Below are 21,101 nucleotides of genomic sequence, written 5' to 3'. Positions count from 1 at the left end.
CCACCGTCGCGCCGGACCGGCCCGCTCGCCTCACCCCCGCGGGACGGTTTTCAGCCGGCCCGCAGCTCCTCCAGGTCGGTGCTGGACCGCAGCACCAGCATCCCGGCGCCGACCACCGCCGCCATCGCCAGCAACGCCCCGGCGGCCAGCAGCGCCAGCTGCCCGAACGGCACCGGGACCGGCTGCACGATGAACGGGTCGGCGATCACCTTGGTCACGCAGGTGGCCAGGTCCGGAGCGGCCGGGTCGGCGCACACCGCCAGGTCCGGCCCGCCGCCGACCGAGATCTCCGTCCGCAGGGTCCGGACCAGCGCCGCCCCGGAGACCAGGGCCAGCAGCAGGGCCGGCAGCAGCGGCGCGAACGTGTGCCAGAACAGCACCCCGCCGAGCGTGCGGCGGGGCACCCCGCTCGCGGTCATCGCCGCGAACGTCCGCCGCCGCGCCACGATCCCCTCGGCGAACGCGACCAGCACCCCACCGGCCGCCACCAGCAGCGCGATCGTCACCGCGGCCATCGCCAGCCGGACCCCGTGGTAATAGAACTCGGGCGCCTCGGGCGCGCCCATGCCGCCACCGCGCGGCGAGACGATCCGGTTGTACCGGTCGTACGCGGTGAACTCGGCGCCGAGATCGGCCCGGTAGCCGAGCGCCGCGGCGCCGAACACCACCGCGGCCAGCAGCGCGCCCAGGGTGCGGCTGCCGTTCCACGGGTCGGCCATCAGCCGGGCGCCGGTCAGCAGGCTGACCGGGCCGCGGCCGTACCGGCGCAGCAGCCGGCCCACGGTGAAGGAGATCCAGCCGGTGCCGAGCACCACGCCGAGTATCACGCACAGCACCCCGGCGCCCATCATGGCCAGCGGCGTCCACTCCGGCAGCCGGCCGTCGCCCGGCACCCGCTCCGTCAGGTCCAGCCGGTGCAGCAGGTCCAGCGTCCTGGGCGCGAAGAGCACCAGGCCGAGCACGATCAGCACGCCCGGCCAGGGCCGCGGCCCGCGCTCCCGGATCCGGCGCACCACGCCCAGCGGGGTGATCAGGACCCGGCGCATCAGCAGCACCCCGAGCCCGCCGGCCAGCGCCGGGACCAGTGCCAGGATGCCGGCGATGACCAGCGGATGCGGCAGCACGTCGGTGGGCAGCAGCAGCCGCCCGTCCGGGGTCCGCTGGTCCAGCACCACCCGCAGCACCAGGTAGACCCCGAAGCCGAGGACCGCGCCGAGCAGGCTGGCCGCCGCGGTCTCCGCCCCGGCGATCAGCACCGCCTGCCCCGGTGTCGCGCCGGCCAGCCGCAATCCGGCGAGCCGCCGGTCCCGGGCCGGCGCGCCGAGCCGGATGCACTGCCCGGCCAGGGCCAGCACCGGCAGCGCCAGCAGGGCCAGCGCGAAGATCACCCCGGGGCGCAGGCCGGCCTCGACCAGCATCAGGCTGGCGTACTGCTCGGAGCCGGGCGCCATGATCGAGGACCCGTCCTGGGCCGGGTCCGGGATCCAGTGGCCGCCGTGGATCGCGCCGACGGTGGCGGCCGCGAACAGGGCCAGGGCGGCGCACAGGCCGCTGACCGCGGTCAGCCCGGTCCGCAGCCGGTCGGTCCGGTTGCCGGCCAGACTGAGCCGGACCAGGGTGGCCGCCCTCATCCGCCGGCCCGTCAGGCCGGCCGCGCCGCCGCGCCGGACCGTCGAACTGGCCGCGCTCACGCGCCGACCCCGATGCCGGTCGGGTCGACCACGCCGTCGCGCAGCACGATCTCCCGGTCCGCGTACGCCGCGATCGGCGCCTCGTGCGTCACCAGCACCACCGAGCTCCCCTGCTCGCGCACCACCTGGACCATCGCGCTGAGCACCTGCTCGCCGTTGAGCTGGTCGAGCGCGCCGGTCGGCTCGTCCGCGAAGATCACCCGCGGCTCGGTGACCAGCGCCCGGGCCGCCGCGCAGCGCTGCTGCTGGCCGCCGGACATGGCGCCGGGCCGCTGGTCGGCCAGGTCGGCGACGCCGAACCGGTCGAGCCAGCCGAGCGCCGCGGCCCGCGCGTCTCGCCGCCCCGAACCGGCGAGAAGCAGCGGGAGCGCGACGTTCTCCGCGGCGGTCAACTCCGGCACCAGCTGCCCGAACTGGAACAGCACGCCGAACTCGGTGCGCCGCAGCCGGGACCGGGCCGCCTCGGACCACAGGTTCAGGTCCTGGTCGCGGTAGACCACCGTGCCGCTGTCGGCGCGCAGGATGCCGGCCAGGCAGTGCAGCAGCGTGGACTTGCCGCAGCCGCTCGGGCCGGTGATCGCCACGATCTCGCCCTCGGCGACGCTGACGTCCACCCCGCGCAACGCCGGGGTGGCCCCATAGCTCTTGGTGATCCCGGTCCCGCTCAAGATCTCAGTCACGCGTTCACTTCCTTCTCCAGGTCGGCGACGCGCGCCAGGGTGGTCTGCAACCAGCGCAGGTCGGCGTCGAGGTGCCCGATGGCGTAGTCCGCGGCGACCACGTCGCCGACGCTCGCCCCGGGGCTGGTCTTGATCGCGGTCAGCTCCCGCATCCGGGTCATGTGCGCGGCCCGCTGGCTGATCAGGTAGTCCCGGGCCGACTCGCTCCCGGCGGCCAGCAGCGCGACCACGACCTTGCTGAACAGGGCGCTGGTCACGTAGGGCGCGGGCGGCTCCACCTCACCGAGCCAGGCGGCCAGCCGCTCCCGCCCGCGCTCGGTCAGCTCGAACGAGGTGCGCTCCGGGCCGGACTCCTGATCCTGCCCGGACGGGACCACCAGGCCGTCCCGCTCGAGCCGGCCGAGGGTGGCGTACACCTGCCCGTACGCCACCGGCTTCGCCTGCGGCAGCCGGTCGTCGTGCGCCCGTTTCAGGTCGTAGCCGTGCCGGGGGCCGCCGGCGAGCAGCCCCAGCAGTACGTGTGCGGTGGACATGGCGGCTACTATTCACCGAGTGAATAGCTGGCGTCAAGGCGGGGCGGACCGGTCCTACCGGAGATCAGGTGCGCCGCAGCGCGACCACCGCGATGTCGTCCGCCTGGTCGCCGGACCCGCCCAGGCGGGTCAGCAGGCGGCTGCAGAAGGCGTCCAGGTCCGGCTCCACCTCGGCCGCGCAGGCCGCGAGCGCCCGCAGCCCGTCGTCGATGTCGGCGTCCCGCCGCTCGATCAGCCCGTCGGTGTAAAGCACCAGCGTCCCGCCCGGCGGCAGCTCCAGCTCCAGCTCGGTGCGGGCCGGCGCGTCCAGGCCGAGCAGCGCGCCGCGCGGCGCCAGGAAGCGCACCTCGCCGTCGACGTGCAGCAGCGGCGGCAGGTGCCCGGCCGACGCCATCCGGATCCGCCCGGTGGCCGGGTCCAGGGTGAACAGGCAGAGGGTGGCCGAGTCGGCGGGCAGCACGGTGCGCATGAACCGGTTCGCCAGCTCCAGCACGGCGCCCGGCGGGTGCCCCTCGACCGCGTAGGCCCGGACCGCGTGCCGCAGCTCGGCCATCACCGTGGCGGCGTGCAGCGAGTGCCCGGCCACGTCACCGATCGCCACCAGCAGCTTGCCGTCCAGCACGGTCAGCTCGTAGAAGTCGCCGCCCACCTCGGTCTGCGCGCCGGCCGGCTCGTAACGCACCGCCAGGTCCAGGCCGGGCACGTCGGGCAGCTTCGACTGGAGCAGACTGCGCTGCAGGGTGACCGCGATCCGGTGCTCCTCGTCGAAGGAGCGCTGCGCCTCCACCGCCGCCGCGACCGCCTGGGACAGCTGCCGCAGCACCGGGAAACCGGGCGTCTGCGAGCTGCCGGAGACGGCCACGTAAACCGGTGGCCGGTCGATCCGCAGCCGGGCCGCCGCCACCGCGACGGTCTCCCCCTCCGGCCAGTCGACCACGTCCCAATCGGCCGCCTCATCGGTGCGGACCAGCGACCCCACCGCTACGCGGTGATGCGGAACAGCCCATTTGCGTACGGCCGGGGGCGGCCCGGCAGCGGCCAGGCTCTCCCCCTCCGAGGTCTCGGCGACCACCACGACCGGCCCACCGAAGATCTCCACCGCCCCGGCCGCTGCGGCCTCCAGCAGGGCCGGCAGGGTGGACGCCGAGTTGATCGCCAGGGTGGTCTCGGCCAGCCGGACCATCCGCTCGGCCAGCAGCTCGGCGCGCTGCCGGGCGCGGTAATAGCGGAGCACCGCCTGCGCGGTGGCGATCAGCTCGTCCGGCTCGATCGGCTCGACCAGGTAGGCGTCCGCCCCCCGGTTCAGGCCCTGGGTGCGGTCGTTGACGTCGACGGCGTGCGCGGACACGTGGATGACCGGCAGCACGCCGTACCGGGAATCGGTCTTGATCCGCTCGCAGACCTCGAAACCGCTCATGTCCGGCAGCTTGACGTCGAGCACCACCAGGTCGGCCTGGACGTCGGCGTCGCCCAGCTTGCGCAGCGCCTCGCCGCCGGTCTCCGCCTCGACGACCGTGAACCCGGCCCGGGTCAGCCAGCTGACCAGCAGGTATCGCTTGGTGGCGCTGTCGTCGACGACCAGCACCGTGGCCGGGGTCATGTCCCCTCGACCGGCAGCTGGAGAGTGAAGGTGCTGCCCTCCCCGGGCACCGAGTCGACCCGCAGGCCGCCGCCGAGGATCCCGGCCAGCCGCCGGGCATAGGGCAGGCCCAGGCCGGTGCCCTTGCCGCTGACCGGCTTGCTGCCGGGCACCTGGTAGAACTCCTCGAAGATGCGCTCGTGCAGCTCGGGCGGGATGCCGGTGCCGGTGTCCGCGACCACGAACTCGACCTCCGGGCCGATCCGCCGCACGCTCAGCCGCACCGAGCCGGACTCGGTGAACTTCAGCGCGTTGGTCAGCAGGTTGCGCAGCACCTGGGCGAGCAGCACCTCGTCCGAGCGGATCGTGGACACGGTCGGCTCGTCCACCACGAAATCCACCTCCGGCCGGGTGGCGAGTGGGCGCAGGGTGCCGCGGAGCTGGCCGAACATCGCCTTCAGGTCGACCGCGGACCAACTCGGCTCGATCCGGCCGGCCTCCGCCTTGGCCAGGTCGAGCAACCCGTTGACCAGGGTCAGCAGGTCGCTCGCCGAGCTGCGGATCAGCTCCACCTGGCGGGCCTGCTCCTCGGTCAGCTCGTCCGACGAGGAGTCGACCAGCAGCCGGCCCAGCCCGATGATCGCGGTGACCGGGGCGCGCAGCTCATGGCTGACGTTCGCCAGGAACCGGCTCTTCGCCTCGCTGGCCGCCCGCAGCTGCACCGATTTCTCGTCCAGCTCGGCGTAGAGCGCCACCACGCCGCGGTTGGTCTCCTCCAGCTCGTCGGAGAGCTGGTGGTAGAGCGCCATCACCCCGCGGTTGGTCTCCTCCAGCTCCGCGTTCAGCCGGGCCAGGTCGTCGCGTTGCGCGCGGACCTCGTCCAGGGCGGCGATCAGCTGCTGGTTCTGCACCGCCAGCTCGTCCAGCGGGCTGCCCGGCACATGATGGGCCAGCCCGGCGCGGATCTCGTCCATCCGGCTCGGGGTCAGGACCGGCGCGCCAGGCGGTAGGCGCCGCGCCATCCGGACCGTCGTGCCCGCACCGCCATCGTCGACCTCCATCGTGTCGACCAGGCGGCCGACCTGCTGCAGCTGCTCGGCCAGCCGGGATGCTCCGCCGACGGCCGAATGTGCCATTGTCACCTGAAGACTTGGTACCCCGTACAGCTCCGCCGTGAACGTCACGTCCGCGTCCGGGCCCTGAGCCAGCAGCACCCGGCCCACCTCGCTGAGCGCGGTGGCCATCCGGGTCTGGTCCTGCGCCTCCATGCCGACCGCCCGGGCCACCTCCCGGCCCAGCTGGCGGATCGAGAAGATGTCCTGCTCGACCCGCAGGCGCATGCGCATCAGCGGCTCGGGCGCGCTCACGGCAACCGTGCCACGAGAACGCCCGCGTCGTCCCGGCGGGTCCCGGCGTCGCGCAGCAGGGTACCGGCGATCACCTCGGGCGAGCGGGTCAGCAGGCCCGGATAGTCCGCCGGGTTCCAGCGGTCGACCAGGCCGTCCGAGTGCATCACCACGACCGCGCCGGGGGACAGCGGGTACTCGTACTCCCGGATCTGCCGGCGCTGGTGACCGGCGATGCCGGGCATCGAGATCATGCCGCGCCGGCTGCCGTCCGGGTGGAACACCGTGCCGGCGATGTTGCCCATCCCGGCGTACCGCACCAGGGCCGCGTCGGCGTCCAGCTCGGCGACCGCCAGCGCCGCGCCACGGGTGTGCCCGAGCGACCGGTGCAGCGCCTCCACCACCGCGGCCGGCGAGGCCGCCGCGGTCTGCCGGAACACCCGCACCGCCTCGCGCGAGGCGGCCGCGGCCAGCCCGCCGTGCCCGAGCCCGTCGCAGACCAGCAGCTGCCGCCGGCCGCCGGCCTCGCGGGCCGCCACCGCGTCCCCGCTCACCGTCTCCCCGGTGATCGGCCGGGTCAGCCCGGCCGCCCAGAACGGCGGCGGTGGCGCCTCCGGCCAGACCTGCACGGCCAGCACCGTGCCCCGGCCCGGCAGCGAGTGCAGATCCCAGCGGCTGGCCTGGCGCAGGATCGCGCCGAGCCCGATGCCCAGGCTGCCGGCGGTGGAGTGCCCGTCACCCATCGAGTGCGCGACGTCGACCATCCCCGGCCCGCTGTCGATCGCGATCAGCTCGACGCCGGCCTGCTCCGGGGTGCGTACCGCGCGCACCAGGATGGTGCCCTGCAGGGCGTGCTTGACCAGGTTCCCCGCCGCCTCGGCGGCGACGATGGAGAGTTCCGCGATGCGCTGCTCCGGCATGGCCAGATCAGTCGCGAGCCGCTCGGCGGTGCGTCGCACCGCCGCTGCAGTCCCGGCGGCCTCCACCCGGAACCAGACCCCCTCGTCGAGGAGTCCTTCGGGTACGGACACCACCGCTCCTTCAGTCATCGGCACCACTTGGTCACGGTGATCGTCGTACCCTCGCCGGGCGCGGTCTCGATGGCGAACTCGTCGACCAGCCGGCGGGCGCCGCTGAGCCCCAGGCCGAGCCCGCCACCGGTGGTGTACCCATCGGTGAGGGCCAGTTCCAGATCGGCGATACCCGGGCCCTGGTCGGCGAAAACGATCCGGATGCCGCCGCGGAGCTCGGTGCGCACCCGGCTCACCTCGACGCTGCCGCCACCGCCGTAGACCAGGGTGTTGCGGGCCAGCTCACTGGCCGCGGTGACCAGCTTGGTCTGGTCCACCAGGGAGAGCTTGGCCTCCACCGCGACCGTCCGCACCAACTGCCGGACGCGGACCACGTCCTGGTCGGTGACGACCGGGATCCGCCGGCTCTCCTCGCTCACGACGCGGTTACCGCTGCCGGATCGGCCTCGTCCTCGTCCTCGTCGCCCGACGGGCCGTCGGACTCGGCGCGGCTGCGCGCCAGCATCTCGATGGCCAGCTCGACGTTGAGCGCGGTCCGGATCCCCGGCAGCGAGAGGCCCAGCTCGACCAGGGTGATCGCCACCGCCGGCCGCATGCCGACCACCACGGTCTCGGCGTCCAGCACCCGGGAGACCGACGCGATGGTGGCCAGTGTCCGGCCGACGAACGAGTCGACGATGTCCAGCGCGCTGATGTCGATGATCACCCCGTGGCAGCCGGTGGCCACGATCTTCTCCGCCAGGTCCTCCTGGAGCTGCAGAGCGACCTGGTCCTCCATGTCGATCTGGATGGAGACCAGCAGGATGTCGCCGATCTTCAGGACCGGGACGCGTTCCACGTCAGCGCTCCGTCCGCTTGGCGGGGACCACCCGGTAGCTGTTCTTGCCGAGGACGTAGCGCAGCGCGTCGGCCAGCGAGGACTTGGTGGCGATGTCGCCGAACTCGATGCCGAGCGCCACGATGGTCTGCGCGATCTGCGGCCGGATGCCGGAGATGATGCAGTCGGCGCCCATCAGCCGGGCGGCCACCACGGTCTTCAGGATGTGCTGGGCCACCTGGGTGTCGACGGCCGGGACACCGGTGATGTCGATGATCGCGTAGGGCGAGCCGGTGTCCACCAGGGTCTGCAGCAGCCGCTCCATCACCACCTGGGCGCGCGCCGAGTCGAGCGTGCCGACCAGCGGGACGGCCACCACGCCCTCCCACAGCTTCACCACCGGGGTGGAGAGCTCCAGCAGCTGCTCGGCCTGGTCGGCGATCAGCCCCTCGCGGACCCGCACGTAGCTGTCGAAGGTCAGCAGCGCGGCCCGGTCGACGAAGGCCGCGAAGGCCACGTAGTCCCGCAGCGTCTGCGCGTCGGTCTGGTCGCCGAGCACCTCCAGGACCGTGTCCTTGAGCGCGTAGACGCTGATCGCCGTCTCGGTCGCCGAGAAGCCCTGCCGGGCACGGCTGCTGGACAGCTCGCTGAGCTGCGCCCGCAACTCACCGGCTGCCTCGTCGGTCAGGTCCCGCGCGCCCGCGGCGAGCGCCTGCTGGAAGCTCTTGTGCAGCTCCCTGATCTGACGCTCCAGCTCGGGACGCGTCATGCGGCCCTGCAAGCTGACTCCGATCAGCTCCGCCCATCGGGCGATCAGCCCGTCGGCGTGCTCTTTGAGCAGGTCCGCGAAGCGACCCGACTCGTCCGGACTCAGCGCCACCGCTGCCTCCCCCACCACACGATCCGTGCGCAACGGCCGGACTTTACCATCAGCATGTCCGTTAATTGCTGTAGACCAACTAACGAGCGAGGTCAAGGCCTCGTCCCAATGCGCGCATCCCCCCGGTACGTGGAGTACCGTTCAGCAATAACAGGAGGGTCCCCGAATGTCCTTGACGGTGCAGACCGAACAGCGCGGCGACATGGTCGTCGTGTCGGTGGCCGGTGAGCTCGACATGGCCACCGCCCCGCAACTGCAGGACCAGATCAGCGACCTGCTGGAGAAAGGGCGGACCAGGCTGGTCTTCGACCTGGCCGAGGTCTCGTTCTGCGACTCCACCGGCCTGTCCGTTTTCGTCCGGGCGAAGAACAGCACCGACGATGCCGGCGGCACCGTCCGGCTGGCCGCGCCGCAGCGGGGTGTGTTGCGCATCCTCGAGGTGAGCGGTCTGGTCGAGGTGCTCCACACGTACCCGACGGTGGACGAGGCGGTCAGCGCCCAGGAGCCGGCGCTCGACTGACCCCGCTCGTCACGTTTCGCGCGGCCGTTCCGGTCGGCGTAGTTTGTCGCCGACCGGCAGCGGGAACCCGTTGCCGGATTGACTTCGGCCCCCGGGAGTGACCGTTGAAGAAGATGTTCCAAGGCTTCAAAGACTTCATCATGCGCGGCAATGTCGTCGACCTCGCCGTCGGTGTCGTCATCGGTGCTGCTTTCACCACCGTGATCACCCAGTTCACCAAGTCGTTCCTGGAACCGCTGATCCGCCTGATCACCGTGCTGATCATCGGCAAGGACAGCCTCAAGGGCAGCATCCCCGAGGTGCGCGGCATCCAGTTCGATGTCATCGCCTTCGTAAATGCGCTGGTCACCTTCCTGCTCACCGCGATCACTCTGTACTTCCTGGTGGTCTATCCGCTCAACCTGCTGGCCGAGCGCCGCCGCCGCGGCGAGGAGCCGCCGCCGAAGAGCCCGAGCGAGGAGATCAAGCTGCTCACCGAGATCCGGGACGCGCTGGTCGCCCAGTCCCAGACCGCCGGCCGGCCGGCCCAGCAGGGGAACGTCTACGGCAGCGCGGTCGACGACATCCTGCAGCGCCGCCAGGAACCGCCGCGCTGACGGCTCCCTGACAAATCCCGGAAAGATCCGCCCTCCCGGCACGGTTCGAACAGATGTTCGATACAGTGCCGGGATGGAGCAGCGTAAGCACTGGTGGAACGGCAAATGGGGACGCCTCGCCCGGAAGGACGTCTACCTCCGCACCAACGGCGACCAGTGGTATGTCGAGCAGCGCGCCGGCGGCTCCGACGGCACGTCACACTTCTTCGAGTTCGACAGCGAGGACGCCGCCATCGACATGGTCCGCGCCCTGCTGAACGGGCCGGACGACTGGCGCGAGCTCTCCGTCCGCCCACCCCGCTGATCCGCGCTCAGGCGGCTCGCTGATCCTCATCCCGGGCCGTGAGCGGCCCGCTCGGCGGGACCAGCCGCAGCCCCGGCCGCCGCGCCGCCGGCGCCTCCGGCTCCGGGTCGGCCGTGCGGTCCAGCCGCCAGCCGGTCCCGGCCCGCGCCCCGGGCGGCCGCACCGACCCGCCGGCGCCCCGGGACAACGCCACCACCAGCAGATAGCCGACGATCACGAAGCCGTGGCCGACCAGCCGGGCCACGTCCACCCGGCCTCCGGTCAGATCGTTGACCGAGAGCAGCAGCAGCATCCCGACGAACGCGGTGAGCATCGGCACCAGCCCCACCGGCCGGGTCCGCCGCAGCGCGATGAAGAGGTATCCCGCGCCCACCGCCGCGTTCCACGCGGCCGACTCGTTCCACAGGTGCCCGGGCGCCGCGGACAGCCCGAGATGCACGTGCCCGGCACTGGACGCCCCGCCGATCTGGGCCAGCCCGAGGATGATCTGCACCGCGCCGACCAGCGCGAGCGCCACGTAGAGCAGCGCGGCCACCGGCAGACGGCGCCGCGGCGCCGCGGCCGGCGCCGCCGGCAGGGCGGCGAGAATGGCGGCACTGAGGTCGGGCACGTCCGGCACCTTCCCGGTACGCGTGAGCCGGTTCACCGCGGCCGCCGCGTCCAGCCAGGCCCGGCACCCCGCGCACCCGGCCAGGTGCTCGTCGACCAGCGGCCGGGTCACCGGGTCGTCCTCGCCGTCCAGCTGCGCCGACAGCATCTCGCGCCACTGCTCACACGCCATGCATCCATAGTCGCGCGAGATCCGCCGATGGTTCCCGCCGGTCTTCCCGGTCTCGTCCTCGGCGCCCCTCATCGGCCCCGGCTCAGTGCTCCGGGCCGACCTGCATCTCCTGGCTGTGGCCGAGCAGTCGCCGGCGCTCCCGGAACGCCCGCAGGTTCGCCGTGTTGCCGCAGGTGCTGACGTCGTGCCAGACGCCGCTGTTGTTCCGCGAGGTGTCGAAGAACGCCGCCCGGCAGACCGTGTTGTGACACAGCTTCAGCCGCGGCCAGACCCCGGCCTGCTGGGCGAGCAGCGCCTCGGCCCAGAGCGCGGAGGCCAGCCACCGGGTGCCCCGGCCGGTCGGCACCACCCGCACCCAGCCGGCCGCGTCCGGCGCCAGGCTGACCGCCACGTCGGCGGGTGGCAGCGCGCCGGGCGGCTCCTGGTTCGACCCGGCCAGCACCACCTGCTCGAACGCGGACCGCAGCCGGCGCAGCGAGCGCAGGTCGGTGGCGGAGAGCAGCAGCGTCGGGGCGGGCAGGCCGGACACCCGGGACCAGGCGCCCAGCGCGTCGGTCACCCACCACTGGGCGTCCTCGACCACGCCCAGCAGGTCCGGTCCGTAGGACATCGCCGCGCGAGTGTTCAGCAGCTCCTGGACGAGGGCGAAGCCTCCGGGCGCCTCTCGCACGCCGTGCCGGGCGCTCGCCTTCCACGACATAGCCGAAGACTACTTGACTCTTTTTCGTCCCGGTGTCACCCGGTTCCCGATCAGCCACCCGGGCGGGTGGACGATCGGAGATGATCGGTGGACGGTTGTAAATGGGTCACTACACTGGCCCGGCTGATCGACGAGGGAGGCCCCGGGTGCGGAGAGTTCTGGCGTTCACGATCGCCGCGGTGGCCACGCTGTCCCTGGCCGCCGGCTGCGACTCGGACTCCGGCTCGCCGGGCGCGCCGGGGACGCCTTCCGGCGTACCGGAAACTTCTTCTCCGGCCGCGACCGCCGCGCCTTCCGCACCCCCGTCCTCGGCCGCCCCGAGCACCGCGCCGTCCACACCCGCGCCGGTGCGGAAGCTGAAGGTCGGCGCCAAGGGCGCCGACGTGCTGGCCGTCCAGCAGCGGCTGACCGAGCTGGGTTATTGGAACGGCAAGGCGGACGGCAAGTTCGGCGGGACGACGCAGCAGGCGGTGTTCGCGCTGCAGAAGGCCGCCGGGATCGGCCGGGACGGCACGATCGGTCCGAAGACCCGCAAGGCGCTGGACGCCGGCGTGCTGCCGAAACCGAAGTCGTCCAGCGGCCGGATGGTCGAGATCGACCGGAAGCGGCAGCTGCTGATGCTGGTCGACGACGGCCGGATCACCCAGGTCTTCAACACCTCCACCGGCTCCGGTGAGTATTACGAGTCGGAGGGCGAGACCCACCTGGCGTCCACCCCGTCCGGCAAGTTCAAGGTCAGCCGCCAGATCGACGGCTGGCGGCACGCGCCGCTGGGGCTGCTCTGGCGGCCGAAATACTTCAACGGCGGGATCGCCGTGCACGGAGCGACCAGCGTCCCGCCCTACGCCGCCTCACACGGATGCGCCCGGGTGTCGATCGCCGCGATGAACTGGATGTGGAACAACGACGCGCTGCCGCTGAAGACCAAGGTCTGGGTCTACTGACCGCACCGGCACCCGCGGCCCCGGCAGCACCCGGCCCCGCCCACGCCCGTCCCCGGCAGCCTTGCCCTCGCCAAACGCGTCCCCGATGCGCACTCCGGTGGCCTTGGCCTCGCCAAACGCCTCCCCGATGCGGACTCCGGCGGCCTTGACCTCGCCGAGCGCGTCCCCGGTCCCGTTGCCGGCGCGCATGTCCGCGGCCTTGCGGTAGCCGTCGGCTTCCTCCGGCGGGAAGGCCGCGCTGTAGAGCTCCGCGCAGAGCACCACACCGAGCCACGGCACCCACGGTCCGCTCAGCGTCAGCGGCTCCGGCCGTCCCCGCATCCGCAGCGTGACCGCCCAGTCAGCCGGCTCGCTCCGCACCTCGGTCAGCGCCCGCAGCGCCCACGGCCGCTCCCCCACCACGATCCGCTGATCGGTGACCACCACGACCCGGCGCCCGTCCCCGGCCACGTCGGCGGGAAACCACCCGTACTGTTTCTCGCCCGGCGACAGCCGCACCGTCGGCGACACCGCCGCCGGCCGGCCACCCCGCTCCACCAGCGCGGCCAGCAGCATCATCGACCGGAACCCGGCCGTCAGTTGCTCGTCATCCCACCCAGTCACGACACACTCCGTTCCGGAACGCCCCGGGCAGGCCCCATCCCACCGCGTCACGCCGCACTGACACTCGCACGCCGCCGCCAACCTCACCAGCGAATACACACCGAAGAGACCCGGTTACCACCAGTCAGCGCCCGCAACCGGACAACCCGCTTACCCCAACCGGGTACCGCCGGCCCCGGCCAGATCGGCAGCGAGGACCTATGACGCGCAGTTCACCGACGTGCTGTGGGACGTTCCGGACGACGTCTCCACGGAGGTGACCGAAACGATTCCCGCGCCGGCCGCCTGGGCTTCGGCGGATGACAACGGAGCGGGGTGGTACACAAAGTCAGGCGCCCGTGTTCACCCGACGATGCCGACACGACCCACCCCGGCTCGGCGGCCGCCGGAAACGAAGCAGGTCAGCGCCGGCATTCCGGCGCTGACCTGTGTCAACCGTGGGCCGCCAGGGACTCGAACCCTGAACCTATGGATTAAAAGTCTGCAGAATAGGTTCTTCTCCATGGATCTGGAGTAAAGGGACTTAACGGTTGTACAGTCCGTCCCGGTCCAGCCGTAGGCAGCCAATGCCGTGGCGAATCGCGCGGACCCAGGGGCTCGAGATCGGCGGAATCCGGCCCCACCTTGGTACGTCCGACTGAAGTGCGCAACATCCGAGCAACCACGGAGCGACCGACACCTCATCCGCTGGCCACCAGCACCGGAGACGAAGCGTCGCGGCCGACCGATGGCGTCCAGAGAGCGCAGATCATAGCGGCCGGCGCGCTAGAACCGGATTCGCGGCTGTCGGACGCGCCCGAAGTGACTCGAACCGCGAACCTTCTATCCGTAGTCGCATCACTAGTGGTCACTCAAACACCCCGCTACCTTTGCCGCTTGAGTCCCCCACGAGGATGTTCGGCCAAGTCAAAGACCTTATGTATTCGCGCAGGTTGTGGCCGAGTGCGAGGTGTGCCGGTTGAAAGGGCCCCGGTTGCTGCGGGCGACGAGTCCAGCACGATGATCACGCTCGGCCCGTCAAGCGCGCACGCGTCGAGGTCATGACGCCGGCTCAAAGCCGGGGAGTAGCCGGCTGCGGTAGACACCTGTTCACCAGTGGCGACGTCGATAGACCTGTACTTCGCGTACGGGCATCCCTGACCAGTGCAGGGGGCGATCGACGACAGGGTGGCCGAGGCCTGTCGCGGTCGCCCTCTTCGGCGAACTGTTCGGCTCGCGCCGTTTCGCCGGCGAGGTCGAGCGCTATCCAGATCACACGCCGGGCGATCGGGCGACGATCGCCGAAGGCGGCACGGCGGCAAACTCGGATAGGCCCTGGCCGCTCATGACCACCTTGGTCAGCTTGTCGAAAAGCTCAGAGCATCGCTAGCCGTCTACTCTGTACCCGGCTGCCAACGCAGGCCTTGAGATCTACATAACTTCACTAATCCCTAGCGGTGGCCGCTTGCTGTCCTCGGATAATCCACACCCCTACCCGACCGGAGGATGCATGACCAATGAAATCTATGCCCTACCACCGCGGGCAACACGCCTAATCAGAGCCGAGTATGACAAATTTATGGACACCGAAGACCCGAACGACCCAGAGTGGTCGATCGGCCAGGCTAGCGCCGGCGTCTACGCTTTCTATGATTTTGACAGTGAACCAATCTACGTTGGTCAAACAGTATCGAACATCAAAGACCGAGTCGGCCGTCATTTGACTGGGCAAAGATCAGATCCGGTTGGTAAGTTTGTTCTGGACCCTTTCGAGGTCGCCGAAGTCGAAGTCTGGACACTTCCTGAGATCGCCACTATCGAAGGAAAGGCGTCACTGAGGACACAAGCGATGAAGGTGTATGAGTCAACGGTTTATTACAGACTTAAAGAGAAGTCTCGGTTTAATGCTGTCCTTAACGAGGCAGTACCACCACTGCCGCCAACTGTTGTAACTCTACCACCGAGCGTACGCGGCAAGATTGTTCCAGATGAGCTTTGGGAAGACCGCAAGCATCCCGACGTTCGCATCGCGCGTAGAGCAGCACATGTCGGCCGACTGGCACAGCTAGTTAGCGAACGGCAACTTCGCGGCGGCGGCCTACGCCGCACATTACATCTTCAGACTCAGCGGCTCGAGTGGCTGACTAACCAGCGGCTGGTCGAGCTTAACCTGGTAGAGGCGAAAGTAGGAGAGCCGACCGATGTGAATGACGAGTAACCAACAGGCCGTTCGACGCCAGATGCGGCCGGCACACGGAGTAGTTCCGCCGCCGGCACTCTTCTGGAAGGATGGTCGTGGAGCACTAGGACGGACGGCACTCGGCAGCGAGCGGTTGCCGATCACGAGCGCGGAGAAGATATGGCATCAATCAGTCCTGATCGCCTTGTTGTGGATGCGCATTTCAAGGAGTTCCTCGACGCCGAATATCCCGGCGATACCGAAGATGATGTTTTCGAGCGATACGCCGTCACGCAGGTGCTCAAGCCCAAGGAGTTGTCGACCGAAGAACTTCTTGCTGGGATTGTTGATGGGCAGATGGACGGCGGGATCGACAGCTTCTATGTGTTTCTGGAAGGTGGCCTAATCAGCCCTGACGATCCAGTCCTTTCGCCAGGCGATCCTTCACTCCATAAGGTCCAGGCTAAGCCTGAACTGTCGGTCTTTTTGATTCAGACAAAAAACACCGACGGTTGGGCCGAAGCAACTTGGGAACATCTGCTTTCATCGCTCGATAAGCTTCTCGACCTTAGTATGACTGACACGGACCTTGAAAAATTGTTTCGGTCCGCGGTCGTCGAACGAACAGGCATTCTAAGGAAGGCCATCCGGTCACTCGGGTCTAAGTTCCCACGAGTCAGCTTTAAGCTCAAATATGTCACAAAAGCTCCAGAAGCCAACCTAACAGAGACCGTGTCGGCTCGAGCCGAACAAGTGCGCCGGCTGGTCGCAAACCGACTTACCACAGGCGCTGAGGTGACCGCTGAGCACATCGGCGTGGAAAGTCTTTACACGCTGGCCGGAAGAGACTACAGCGCGCCGGCAGTTCTCAACTTCCGCACACTCATCCGCGAACGCGATTCATTTATTGGCGTAGCGTCCATTAGAGACTACTTGTCCTTCGTCCGAGATCCGGTCACGAAGGCTTTGCGGGAAGAGCTCTTCGATTCGAATGTACGCGACTTTGAGGGCGACAACGTAGTAAATGAGGCGATCGGGCAGACCTTGGCTTCCCAAGATAGCCTCGAGTTTTGGTGGATGAACAACGGAGTCACCGTTCTGGGTGACAAAGTGGACAGCCCTCAGCAGACCTTGACTATTTCGCGCCCATTAATTGTCAATGGGCTCCAGACATCTCATGTTCTTGACCGAGCAGAACGCGAGAACAAGTTAGCTCAAGAGCGCCTAGATAACGGCGTGGTGGTTCGCGTAATTGTATCGACTGACGAGGACATACGCGACAGAGTAATCGCTGGAACCAACCGACAGACACAAGTTCCGGGTCCTGCGCTATACGCTACACAAGAGTTGCAGCGAGACATCGAGCGCTTCTTCAAAGTTCATGATTGGTATTACGAACGCCGCAAGAATCGCTATAAGAATCGCGGAGTTCCCGCCAAACGACGCATCACCATGGGCCTACTTGCTCAGACGATGATCACGCTACTACTGGGACTGCCAGACGCGGCTAGGGCGCGGCCGTCTACGCTGTTAGGGCGCAAAGAAAATTATGACGAAATTTTTCCCACAAGCCTGGATAGAGAAGCGTATCTTAGAGCAATCGAACTACTTAAAGCGGTTGAGGAGTTTCTTTCCTCCGACGAGGCAAAAGCTATACTGGACGAATCAACTAATGCAAGGTTCTATGTCCTGGCAGGCTATACAATTCTGCAGCTGCGCATCAAAGACACAACTAACCTTCGATTCGACACGAGTCATCACCGATTGAAGGGAGCCCTCAAGAGACCCTCCGCAATCAAGGCGCTCACCGTCCTGGCCTCCACTGCCGCTTCTTTCCAAACGTCACATACCGAAATGTCTCGGGACACGATCTTCAAAAGTGGCGAATTCCGGGAGGCATACTTCTCCGCGCTCACCGGCCATCCAGCGAACGCTACTTCCGACCGCTGAAAGGCGCGACCGCAGCGTTCCACTTGGGAAATTAAAAGCGCCCTCGTGCTGGCACGACGCGAGGGCGCTTTCACGCTTTGCGTCCAATATCCAGGAGACGCTAGATACGTCGCTACCTCCGCATCGCGTCCGTTAGTCCATAAGGGCATACGGATCTGGGCGTGGGGCACCGTGGAACAAGGCCGACTGTGGTCACGGCGATCTACGCCCGCGTCCGCAGCGAACGCCGAGAGCACCGAGACCAATCCACCGCCCGAGCAGCTCGACTTCAGCACGTCAAACTCTCCCAGACAAGGCTTTAACGAGACCGGACGATCGCCTCGATGCGAGCCGCAGCCTCGACAGCTAACTCATGCTCCCATATCCGCACAGCCACCCAGCCGGCTTCCTGCAGTTGGCGGTTCACCGTGATGTCCCGGTTTTGGTTCCTTTCGAGCTTGGCATGCCAGTAGCCGGTCGGGTCTGTCGGCATGCGACCATGCTGCGGGCAGCCGTGCCAGAAGCACCCGTCAAGGAAGACTGCGACTTTACGGCGCGGAAAGACGACGTCGGGACGCACCTTCCTGTCCTTCAGCGCAATCTGAAATCCTACACGGTATCGAAGCCCCATCCGGAAGAGCTCACGCCTGAGCATTAGTTCTGGCTTGGTATTGGAGCTTCGATTAGCCTTCATCGATCGGGTTGCGCTCGATGGAGGCGGAGGCGGAGGCAGCCTGCCTGCGGGCATCAGCCTTTCGTCCTTGTCAGGCTGTCGGGAAAAGGCCCTCGGGCTCGTCGACCGCCCCTTCAGCGCCTTCGACCTCCACCGCACCGCCCATCGCTTCGAAGCGGGCACGAGCCAAAGCGTTGAGACGTTCGGTCTGTGTCAGAAGAGTGCGCCGTAGGCCTCGCGAGACTTTGCGCTCGCTGATGTTCTTGGCAAGCAGCGAGATAGTCTGAGCCCGGCGGGCGATGCGAGCGTCGGGGTGGCTGCGGTCAGGGAAGATGCTGTCTGGGATGATGACGCAGGTCAGAGGTTCTGGAAGGGCCTGCAGTTCGCTCTCTAAAATCTCGCCCTCATTCAGGATTGCGTTGAAGGCGCTTGCCTTGAGCAGGCTCTGGTAGACGGTGTACTCGTACGGGTCGAGTGCTGCCTTCCGGCTTTTTGATGGAAGGTCACCGATGTGAGGCAGGGACCACATAGACACTGTGTGAACCTCGAAGGGGTCCAGCACGTACTTCGCCACCGCGTCAGACCGCTGGCCGGTCAGATGGCGGCCAAGCCTGACTCCGAAGCCTTCAGCCGTTTGCCCGACATAGATGGGCTCGCCGTCGTAGTCGTAGAACGCGTAGATACCCGCTTTCGCCTGCCCAATCGTCTGGCTCGGCCGCTGCGGGTCCGGTCGCCTGAGGGCCGCCGTGATCGCGTCTCGGATGGCCTGGACCTCGCGGGGAAGGTGGGTCGTCGCGAGATCGATGTGGTGCGTAGACAACGGTGACCTCCGGAGCGATGGGCGGCTTGCTCCGGAGATTACTCGTCGTCTGGCTCGGTGTCTGGCCGCAGAACGGGCATGAGGTAGTGCTCGCCGATCCAGCGGACGACATCGACCACTACGGCGTCGCCGAAACCGAACAGCTGTTGGTTGGGTGTGCCGGCGACGAGCTTGTAGTTAGTGGCACCCATAAGGTTGGCGTACTCGCGGGGTGTCATCCAGCGGATCCGCGGCTCTCGGCCATAGCCGAGCTCGACCAGCGCTTGTTTGCTCGAGCCGCCCCCCGTCGTACGTAGGCATCCCGCAATGGCATCACGGCGGAGTTCCCACATCGAGATGCCGTTTCGCGTGCGCCGGTACGCAGTCCGGTGCGACAGCGTCTCTGCTGTGCGCAGGAGCTCGAATCGGGCCTTCTGCACGTCGCTGAGCGAGTCGACGAAGGCCTTGACGCGCCTCTGGTCCCACCATGCGCTGGATGGGACGTCGTGGTCGACCACGCTGCTGAGGTCCTTTGGGCCCTCCGGCAGATGAGGCAGGTCGAGGTAGTGCATACGGATTTTCTGGTGGTGCGCCGCGTGGACCTTCGTCACCCAGGCCGGCCGAACATCGCTGATTTCAGGAACGCCGGAGTGCGCGTTCTTCGGAAGCTCATCTTTCTTGATTCCGACAATAAACATCCGCGGACGCGATTGCGGGACGAAGTGCTTGCCGTCGATTGCCAGGACGTCCAGAGAATACCCGAGGTCCGCCAGGCATTGAAGCGCGTCCGCCAGATCTTTTCCGCCGTGACTTGTTGCGAATCCGTGGACGTTTTCGAGCAGCACTACGCGAGGCTTGTTCTCCAGTTGCCGAATCACACGGGCAAACTCCCAGAACATGCCCGACTGTACGCCCACCAGGCCTTTACGATTGCCGGCCAGCGATAGGTCGATACAAGGGAAGCTGCTCGTAGCTAACTCAATTCCTGCGGGAAGGTCTTTCCCTTCCACTTGGCAGACGTCACGGACTTCGAAGTGATCTTTGGCGTCGGGATAGTTGGCCGAGTAAGCCGCGTACTTTTCCTTTTTGATGTCGTTGGCCCAGACGATTTTCACGCCGAGCGGCTCCAACGCTGTTCGCACGAGGCCGATTCCGGCGAAAAATTCGGCAGCCTTGACTGGCACCGTCTCCATGCGTCCCCCATCGCCGATCATCGCTATACCCTATATTGGCATTGGCGAACTGACGAGGAATGACGCCAGTTTGTGACACATTCAATCATACGCCGCATGCGACGCCTACCCCTCAACCCCGTCAACTACGCAAGGTAACGAAAATCCAACTTTGGAGTTACGGAGCGAGCCCGTCGAGCCGGCTCCTGGCTCAGGTTGATAGACCTATCGGCGGAAACCGGTCGCGGCTGAGGTGCCCTCCGAGTCTTTCGCCAGCCTTGGGTCGGCCAGCACTTCGCCCGGGGAGCTGCGCTCCTGCAACGGCGGCTGCGGGTGGATTTAGTTCCCTGCGCGACGGCAACGCCAATCAAAGCCCTTCGCTCATACTGCCGTGGCGCATTATTTGTACTTAGCGGCCACCTACCAGGTGCCCAATCTCGTCGGAAATCTTGACCATATGGTGCCGATGAACTTCAACGCGGATGGTTCTTCGTGTTTGAGACGCAGTGTCCATGTGTGCGCTTGGACGTCGACGAAAAGTTCAAGTACCTCTCGCCCACAAACGCTCCTCCCTTCGCGCGGTGAACGGTTTGCGCGTGCCGTCCTCGTGGGCTTGACTGATCTGGTGACTGACAAGCCCATCGCTGGAAACGTTGACGACGTCTTGAGCCTTTGCCGCGCGCTCCGCGACGCGCCAGGCTTGCTCGGCCTGAGCTCCGCCGATGAGGTCACTCTCTTCGAACAAGTGGCTCTCGCCGAGCAAGCGGCCATGGCCAAACCAGCCGCTCTTCTTGAGATGGCCACCCACGTTCGCGCAATCCGCTACCTGCTGGTCGAGATAGCCGACGGGCCAATATCTGCCTTCATGGCCGACGACGCAGCACGAATCGTGGGTGACGGGGTCGGCCGGCTGTTCTCCTAGCGCCACGGACCTTGGAACGTCTGCGCGGGACACGGCAACGTCTCACTGCACGACACACTCCCAGCCTCGCACCCCCGGGGTCCATCATTGCCGGGATTGCTCGGGGACTGGCTAATGCCATCAGTTCATGCGATCGACTCCTGCTTGCACCTCCAACTGATTGCACAATAAGCGGCATTCCGGGCACCGGCAGCCGCCTACGGCGACCAGATCCACACGTCGAGCGCGCGAAACCGCGCGGGATCGTCGACCATCGTCTGCCAGTTGTGCCGGGTCAGCTGCAGCTCACCCTCGCCCCGCGGGTTCCACTTGCCCAGCGCCGCGTGGATCGCGCCGAGCTGCGCGGTGGGCAACCCAGCCGTCGGCGGGGTTGGCGAGGTACTTCACCTGCACCTTGGCACCGTCGGGCAGCGCGAGGTCCCAGTGCGCCTGCACTCGACTGG

Annotated in this window: 23 protein-coding genes; 7 read left to right on the top strand and 16 right to left on the bottom strand. The window is 67.8% G+C overall.

Features of this window, described 5'->3' with window-relative positions; all coding sequences use genetic code 11:
• Positions 1-50: 50 nt before the first annotated feature.
• From BJY16_RS09270 to BJY16_RS09230, 9 genes are all read right to left on the bottom strand, one after another.
• A complete protein-coding gene (locus tag BJY16_RS09270) occupies positions 51-1,691 on the bottom strand; it encodes an FtsX-like permease family protein (protein ID WP_239177100.1) in 1,641 nt (546 codons plus the stop codon).
• Positions 1,688-2,371: an ABC transporter ATP-binding protein gene (locus tag BJY16_RS09265; protein WP_185038689.1), complete on the bottom strand. Its 684-nt coding sequence runs from the start codon at positions 2,369-2,371 to the stop codon at positions 1,688-1,690. The genes BJY16_RS09270 and BJY16_RS09265 overlap by 4 nt, the downstream gene beginning before the upstream one ends.
• Positions 2,368-2,904 carry a PadR family transcriptional regulator gene (locus BJY16_RS09260; protein WP_185038687.1) on the bottom strand — a complete coding sequence of 179 codons (537 nt, stop codon included), beginning with the start codon at positions 2,902-2,904 and terminating at the stop codon, positions 2,368-2,370. Before BJY16_RS09260 ends, BJY16_RS09265 begins: the two co-directional genes overlap by 4 nt.
• A 64-nt stretch (positions 2,905-2,968) precedes the next feature.
• Positions 2,969-4,504: a SpoIIE family protein phosphatase gene (locus BJY16_RS09255; protein ID WP_185038685.1), complete on the bottom strand. Its 1,536-nt coding sequence runs from the start codon at positions 4,502-4,504 to the stop codon at positions 2,969-2,971.
• Positions 4,501-5,823 carry a sensor histidine kinase gene (locus tag BJY16_RS09250; RefSeq protein ID WP_185046356.1) on the bottom strand — a complete coding sequence of 441 codons (1,323 nt, stop codon included), beginning with the start codon at positions 5,821-5,823 and terminating at the stop codon, positions 4,501-4,503. Before BJY16_RS09250 ends, BJY16_RS09255 begins: the two co-directional genes overlap by 4 nt.
• A gap of 23 nt (positions 5,824-5,846) precedes the next feature.
• Positions 5,847-6,878, bottom strand: a complete 1,032-nt coding sequence (locus BJY16_RS09245; protein WP_185038683.1) for a SpoIIE family protein phosphatase — start codon at positions 6,876-6,878, stop codon at positions 5,847-5,849.
• The gene (locus tag BJY16_RS09240; protein WP_185038681.1) at positions 6,875-7,279 is read right to left on the bottom strand and encodes an ATP-binding protein; all 405 of its coding nucleotides are present in this window, start codon (positions 7,277-7,279) and stop codon (positions 6,875-6,877) included. Before BJY16_RS09240 ends, BJY16_RS09245 begins: the two co-directional genes overlap by 4 nt.
• Positions 7,276-7,698 (bottom strand): STAS domain-containing protein, encoded by a 423-nt coding sequence (locus tag BJY16_RS09235; RefSeq protein WP_185038679.1) that lies wholly within the window; start codon positions 7,696-7,698, stop codon positions 7,276-7,278. The genes BJY16_RS09240 and BJY16_RS09235 overlap by 4 nt, the downstream gene beginning before the upstream one ends.
• 1 nt (position 7,699) lies before the next feature.
• Positions 7,700-8,557 (bottom strand): STAS domain-containing protein, encoded by an 858-nt coding sequence (locus BJY16_RS09230; protein ID WP_185046355.1) that lies wholly within the window; start codon positions 8,555-8,557, stop codon positions 7,700-7,702.
• 166 nt (positions 8,558-8,723) lie between these two features.
• Between BJY16_RS09230 and BJY16_RS09225 the strand changes: the two genes are divergently transcribed.
• From BJY16_RS09225 to BJY16_RS09215, 3 genes are all read left to right on the top strand, one after another.
• Complete coding sequence (locus BJY16_RS09225) at positions 8,724-9,077, top strand: STAS domain-containing protein (RefSeq protein WP_185038677.1); 354 nt, start codon at positions 8,724-8,726, stop codon at positions 9,075-9,077.
• A gap of 113 nt (positions 9,078-9,190) precedes the next feature.
• Positions 9,191-9,673: a large conductance mechanosensitive channel protein MscL gene (gene mscL / locus BJY16_RS09220; protein ID WP_185046354.1), complete on the top strand. Its 483-nt coding sequence runs from the start codon at positions 9,191-9,193 to the stop codon at positions 9,671-9,673.
• Positions 9,674-9,746: 73 nt separating this feature from the next.
• A complete protein-coding gene (locus tag BJY16_RS09215; protein ID WP_185038675.1) occupies positions 9,747-9,977 on the top strand; it encodes a hypothetical protein in 231 nt (76 codons plus the stop codon).
• A 7-nt stretch (positions 9,978-9,984) separates the two neighbouring features.
• Here BJY16_RS09215 and BJY16_RS09210 read toward each other — a convergent pair whose 3' ends face one another.
• The gene (locus tag BJY16_RS09210) at positions 9,985-10,758 is read right to left on the bottom strand and encodes a zf-HC2 domain-containing protein (protein WP_185038673.1); all 774 of its coding nucleotides are present in this window, start codon (positions 10,756-10,758) and stop codon (positions 9,985-9,987) included.
• A gap of 82 nt (positions 10,759-10,840) precedes the next feature.
• Positions 10,841-11,458 carry a CGNR zinc finger domain-containing protein gene (locus BJY16_RS09205; protein ID WP_185038671.1) on the bottom strand — a complete coding sequence of 206 codons (618 nt, stop codon included), beginning with the start codon at positions 11,456-11,458 and terminating at the stop codon, positions 10,841-10,843.
• Positions 11,459-11,604: 146 nt separating this feature from the next.
• On the opposite strand from BJY16_RS09205, the gene BJY16_RS09200 reads away from it, so the two are divergent.
• Positions 11,605-12,402 carry a L,D-transpeptidase family protein gene (locus BJY16_RS09200; RefSeq protein WP_239177096.1) on the top strand — a complete coding sequence of 266 codons (798 nt, stop codon included), beginning with the start codon at positions 11,605-11,607 and terminating at the stop codon, positions 12,400-12,402.
• Here BJY16_RS09200 and BJY16_RS09195 read toward each other — a convergent pair.
• A complete protein-coding gene (locus tag BJY16_RS09195) occupies positions 12,310-13,005 on the bottom strand; it encodes a hypothetical protein (RefSeq protein WP_185038668.1) in 696 nt (231 codons plus the stop codon). The genes BJY16_RS09200 and BJY16_RS09195 overlap by 93 nt on opposite strands.
• A 1,489-nt stretch (positions 13,006-14,494) precedes the next feature.
• Between BJY16_RS09195 and BJY16_RS09190 the strand changes: the two genes are divergently transcribed.
• Both BJY16_RS09190 and BJY16_RS09185 read left to right on the top strand, forming a co-directional pair.
• The gene (locus BJY16_RS09190; RefSeq protein WP_185038666.1) at positions 14,495-15,202 is read left to right on the top strand and encodes a GIY-YIG nuclease family protein; all 708 of its coding nucleotides are present in this window, start codon (positions 14,495-14,497) and stop codon (positions 15,200-15,202) included.
• A gap of 141 nt (positions 15,203-15,343) precedes the next feature.
• Positions 15,344-17,113, top strand: a complete 1,770-nt coding sequence (locus BJY16_RS09185) for an AIPR family protein (RefSeq protein WP_185038664.1) — start codon at positions 15,344-15,346, stop codon at positions 17,111-17,113.
• Positions 17,114-17,411: 298 nt separating this feature from the next.
• On the opposite strand, the gene BJY16_RS09180 is transcribed toward BJY16_RS09185, so the two are convergent.
• The 3 genes from BJY16_RS09180 to BJY16_RS09170 are packed head-to-tail and all read right to left on the bottom strand — an operon-like array spanning position 17,412 to position 19,778.
• Positions 17,412-17,840 carry a very short patch repair endonuclease gene (locus tag BJY16_RS09180; RefSeq protein WP_185038662.1) on the bottom strand — a complete coding sequence of 143 codons (429 nt, stop codon included), beginning with the start codon at positions 17,838-17,840 and terminating at the stop codon, positions 17,412-17,414.
• Positions 17,841-17,856: 16 nt separating this feature from the next.
• Entirely contained in the window at positions 17,857-18,585 is a 729-nt protein-coding gene (locus tag BJY16_RS09175; RefSeq protein WP_185038660.1) for a GIY-YIG nuclease family protein, read from the bottom strand.
• A 38-nt stretch (positions 18,586-18,623) separates the two neighbouring features.
• Entirely contained in the window at positions 18,624-19,778 is a 1,155-nt protein-coding gene (locus tag BJY16_RS09170; RefSeq protein ID WP_185038659.1) for a DNA cytosine methyltransferase, read from the bottom strand.
• Between the two features lie 583 nt (positions 19,779-20,361).
• On the opposite strand from BJY16_RS09170, the gene BJY16_RS09165 reads away from it, so the two are divergent.
• Positions 20,362-20,658 carry a hypothetical protein gene (locus BJY16_RS09165; RefSeq protein WP_185038657.1) on the top strand — a complete coding sequence of 99 codons (297 nt, stop codon included), beginning with the start codon at positions 20,362-20,364 and terminating at the stop codon, positions 20,656-20,658.
• 197 nt (positions 20,659-20,855) lie between these two features.
• Here BJY16_RS09165 and BJY16_RS09160 read toward each other — a convergent pair whose 3' ends face one another.
• Complete coding sequence (locus BJY16_RS09160; protein WP_185038655.1) at positions 20,856-21,011, bottom strand: hypothetical protein; 156 nt, start codon at positions 21,009-21,011, stop codon at positions 20,856-20,858.
• Positions 21,012-21,101: the final 90 nt, after the last annotated feature.

Origin of the sequence: Actinoplanes octamycinicus, from assembly GCF_014205225.1 — a bacterium.
Lineage (GTDB): Bacteria > Actinomycetota > Actinomycetes > Mycobacteriales > Micromonosporaceae > Actinoplanes > Actinoplanes octamycinicus.
Note: the sequence above shows the minus strand (reverse complement) of the source record. Positions and strands in the feature narration are given on the sequence as shown.

Excerpts from the sequence above, each read along its gene's own strand:
- BJY16_RS09260 (WP_185038687.1), bottom strand. The coding sequence starts at position 2,904 with ATGTCCACCGCACACGTACTGCTGGGGCTGCTCGCCGGCGGCCCCCGG.
- BJY16_RS09255 (WP_185038685.1), bottom strand. The coding sequence starts at position 4,504 with ATGACCCCGGCCACGGTGCTGGTCGTCGACGACAGCGCCACCAAGCGA.
- BJY16_RS09250 (WP_185046356.1), bottom strand. The coding sequence starts at position 5,823 with ATGCGCCTGCGGGTCGAGCAGGACATCTTCTCGATCCGCCAGCTGGGC.
- BJY16_RS09245 (WP_185038683.1), bottom strand. The coding sequence starts at position 6,878 with ATGACTGAAGGAGCGGTGGTGTCCGTACCCGAAGGACTCCTCGACGAG.
- BJY16_RS09225 (WP_185038677.1), top strand. The coding sequence starts at position 8,724 with ATGTCCTTGACGGTGCAGACCGAACAGCGCGGCGACATGGTCGTCGTG.
- mscL (WP_185046354.1), top strand. The coding sequence starts at position 9,191 with ATGTTCCAAGGCTTCAAAGACTTCATCATGCGCGGCAATGTCGTCGAC.
- BJY16_RS09215 (WP_185038675.1), top strand. The coding sequence starts at position 9,747 with ATGGAGCAGCGTAAGCACTGGTGGAACGGCAAATGGGGACGCCTCGCC.
- BJY16_RS09210 (WP_185038673.1), bottom strand. The coding sequence starts at position 10,758 with ATGGCGTGTGAGCAGTGGCGCGAGATGCTGTCGGCGCAGCTGGACGGC.
- BJY16_RS09205 (WP_185038671.1), bottom strand. The coding sequence starts at position 11,458 with ATGTCGTGGAAGGCGAGCGCCCGGCACGGCGTGCGAGAGGCGCCCGGA.
- BJY16_RS09190 (WP_185038666.1), top strand. The coding sequence starts at position 14,495 with ATGACCAATGAAATCTATGCCCTACCACCGCGGGCAACACGCCTAATC.
- BJY16_RS09185 (WP_185038664.1), top strand. The coding sequence starts at position 15,344 with ATGGCATCAATCAGTCCTGATCGCCTTGTTGTGGATGCGCATTTCAAG.
- BJY16_RS09180 (WP_185038662.1), bottom strand. The coding sequence starts at position 17,840 with ATGCCCGCAGGCAGGCTGCCTCCGCCTCCGCCTCCATCGAGCGCAACC.
- BJY16_RS09170 (WP_185038659.1), bottom strand. The coding sequence starts at position 19,778 with ATGATCGGCGATGGGGGACGCATGGAGACGGTGCCAGTCAAGGCTGCC.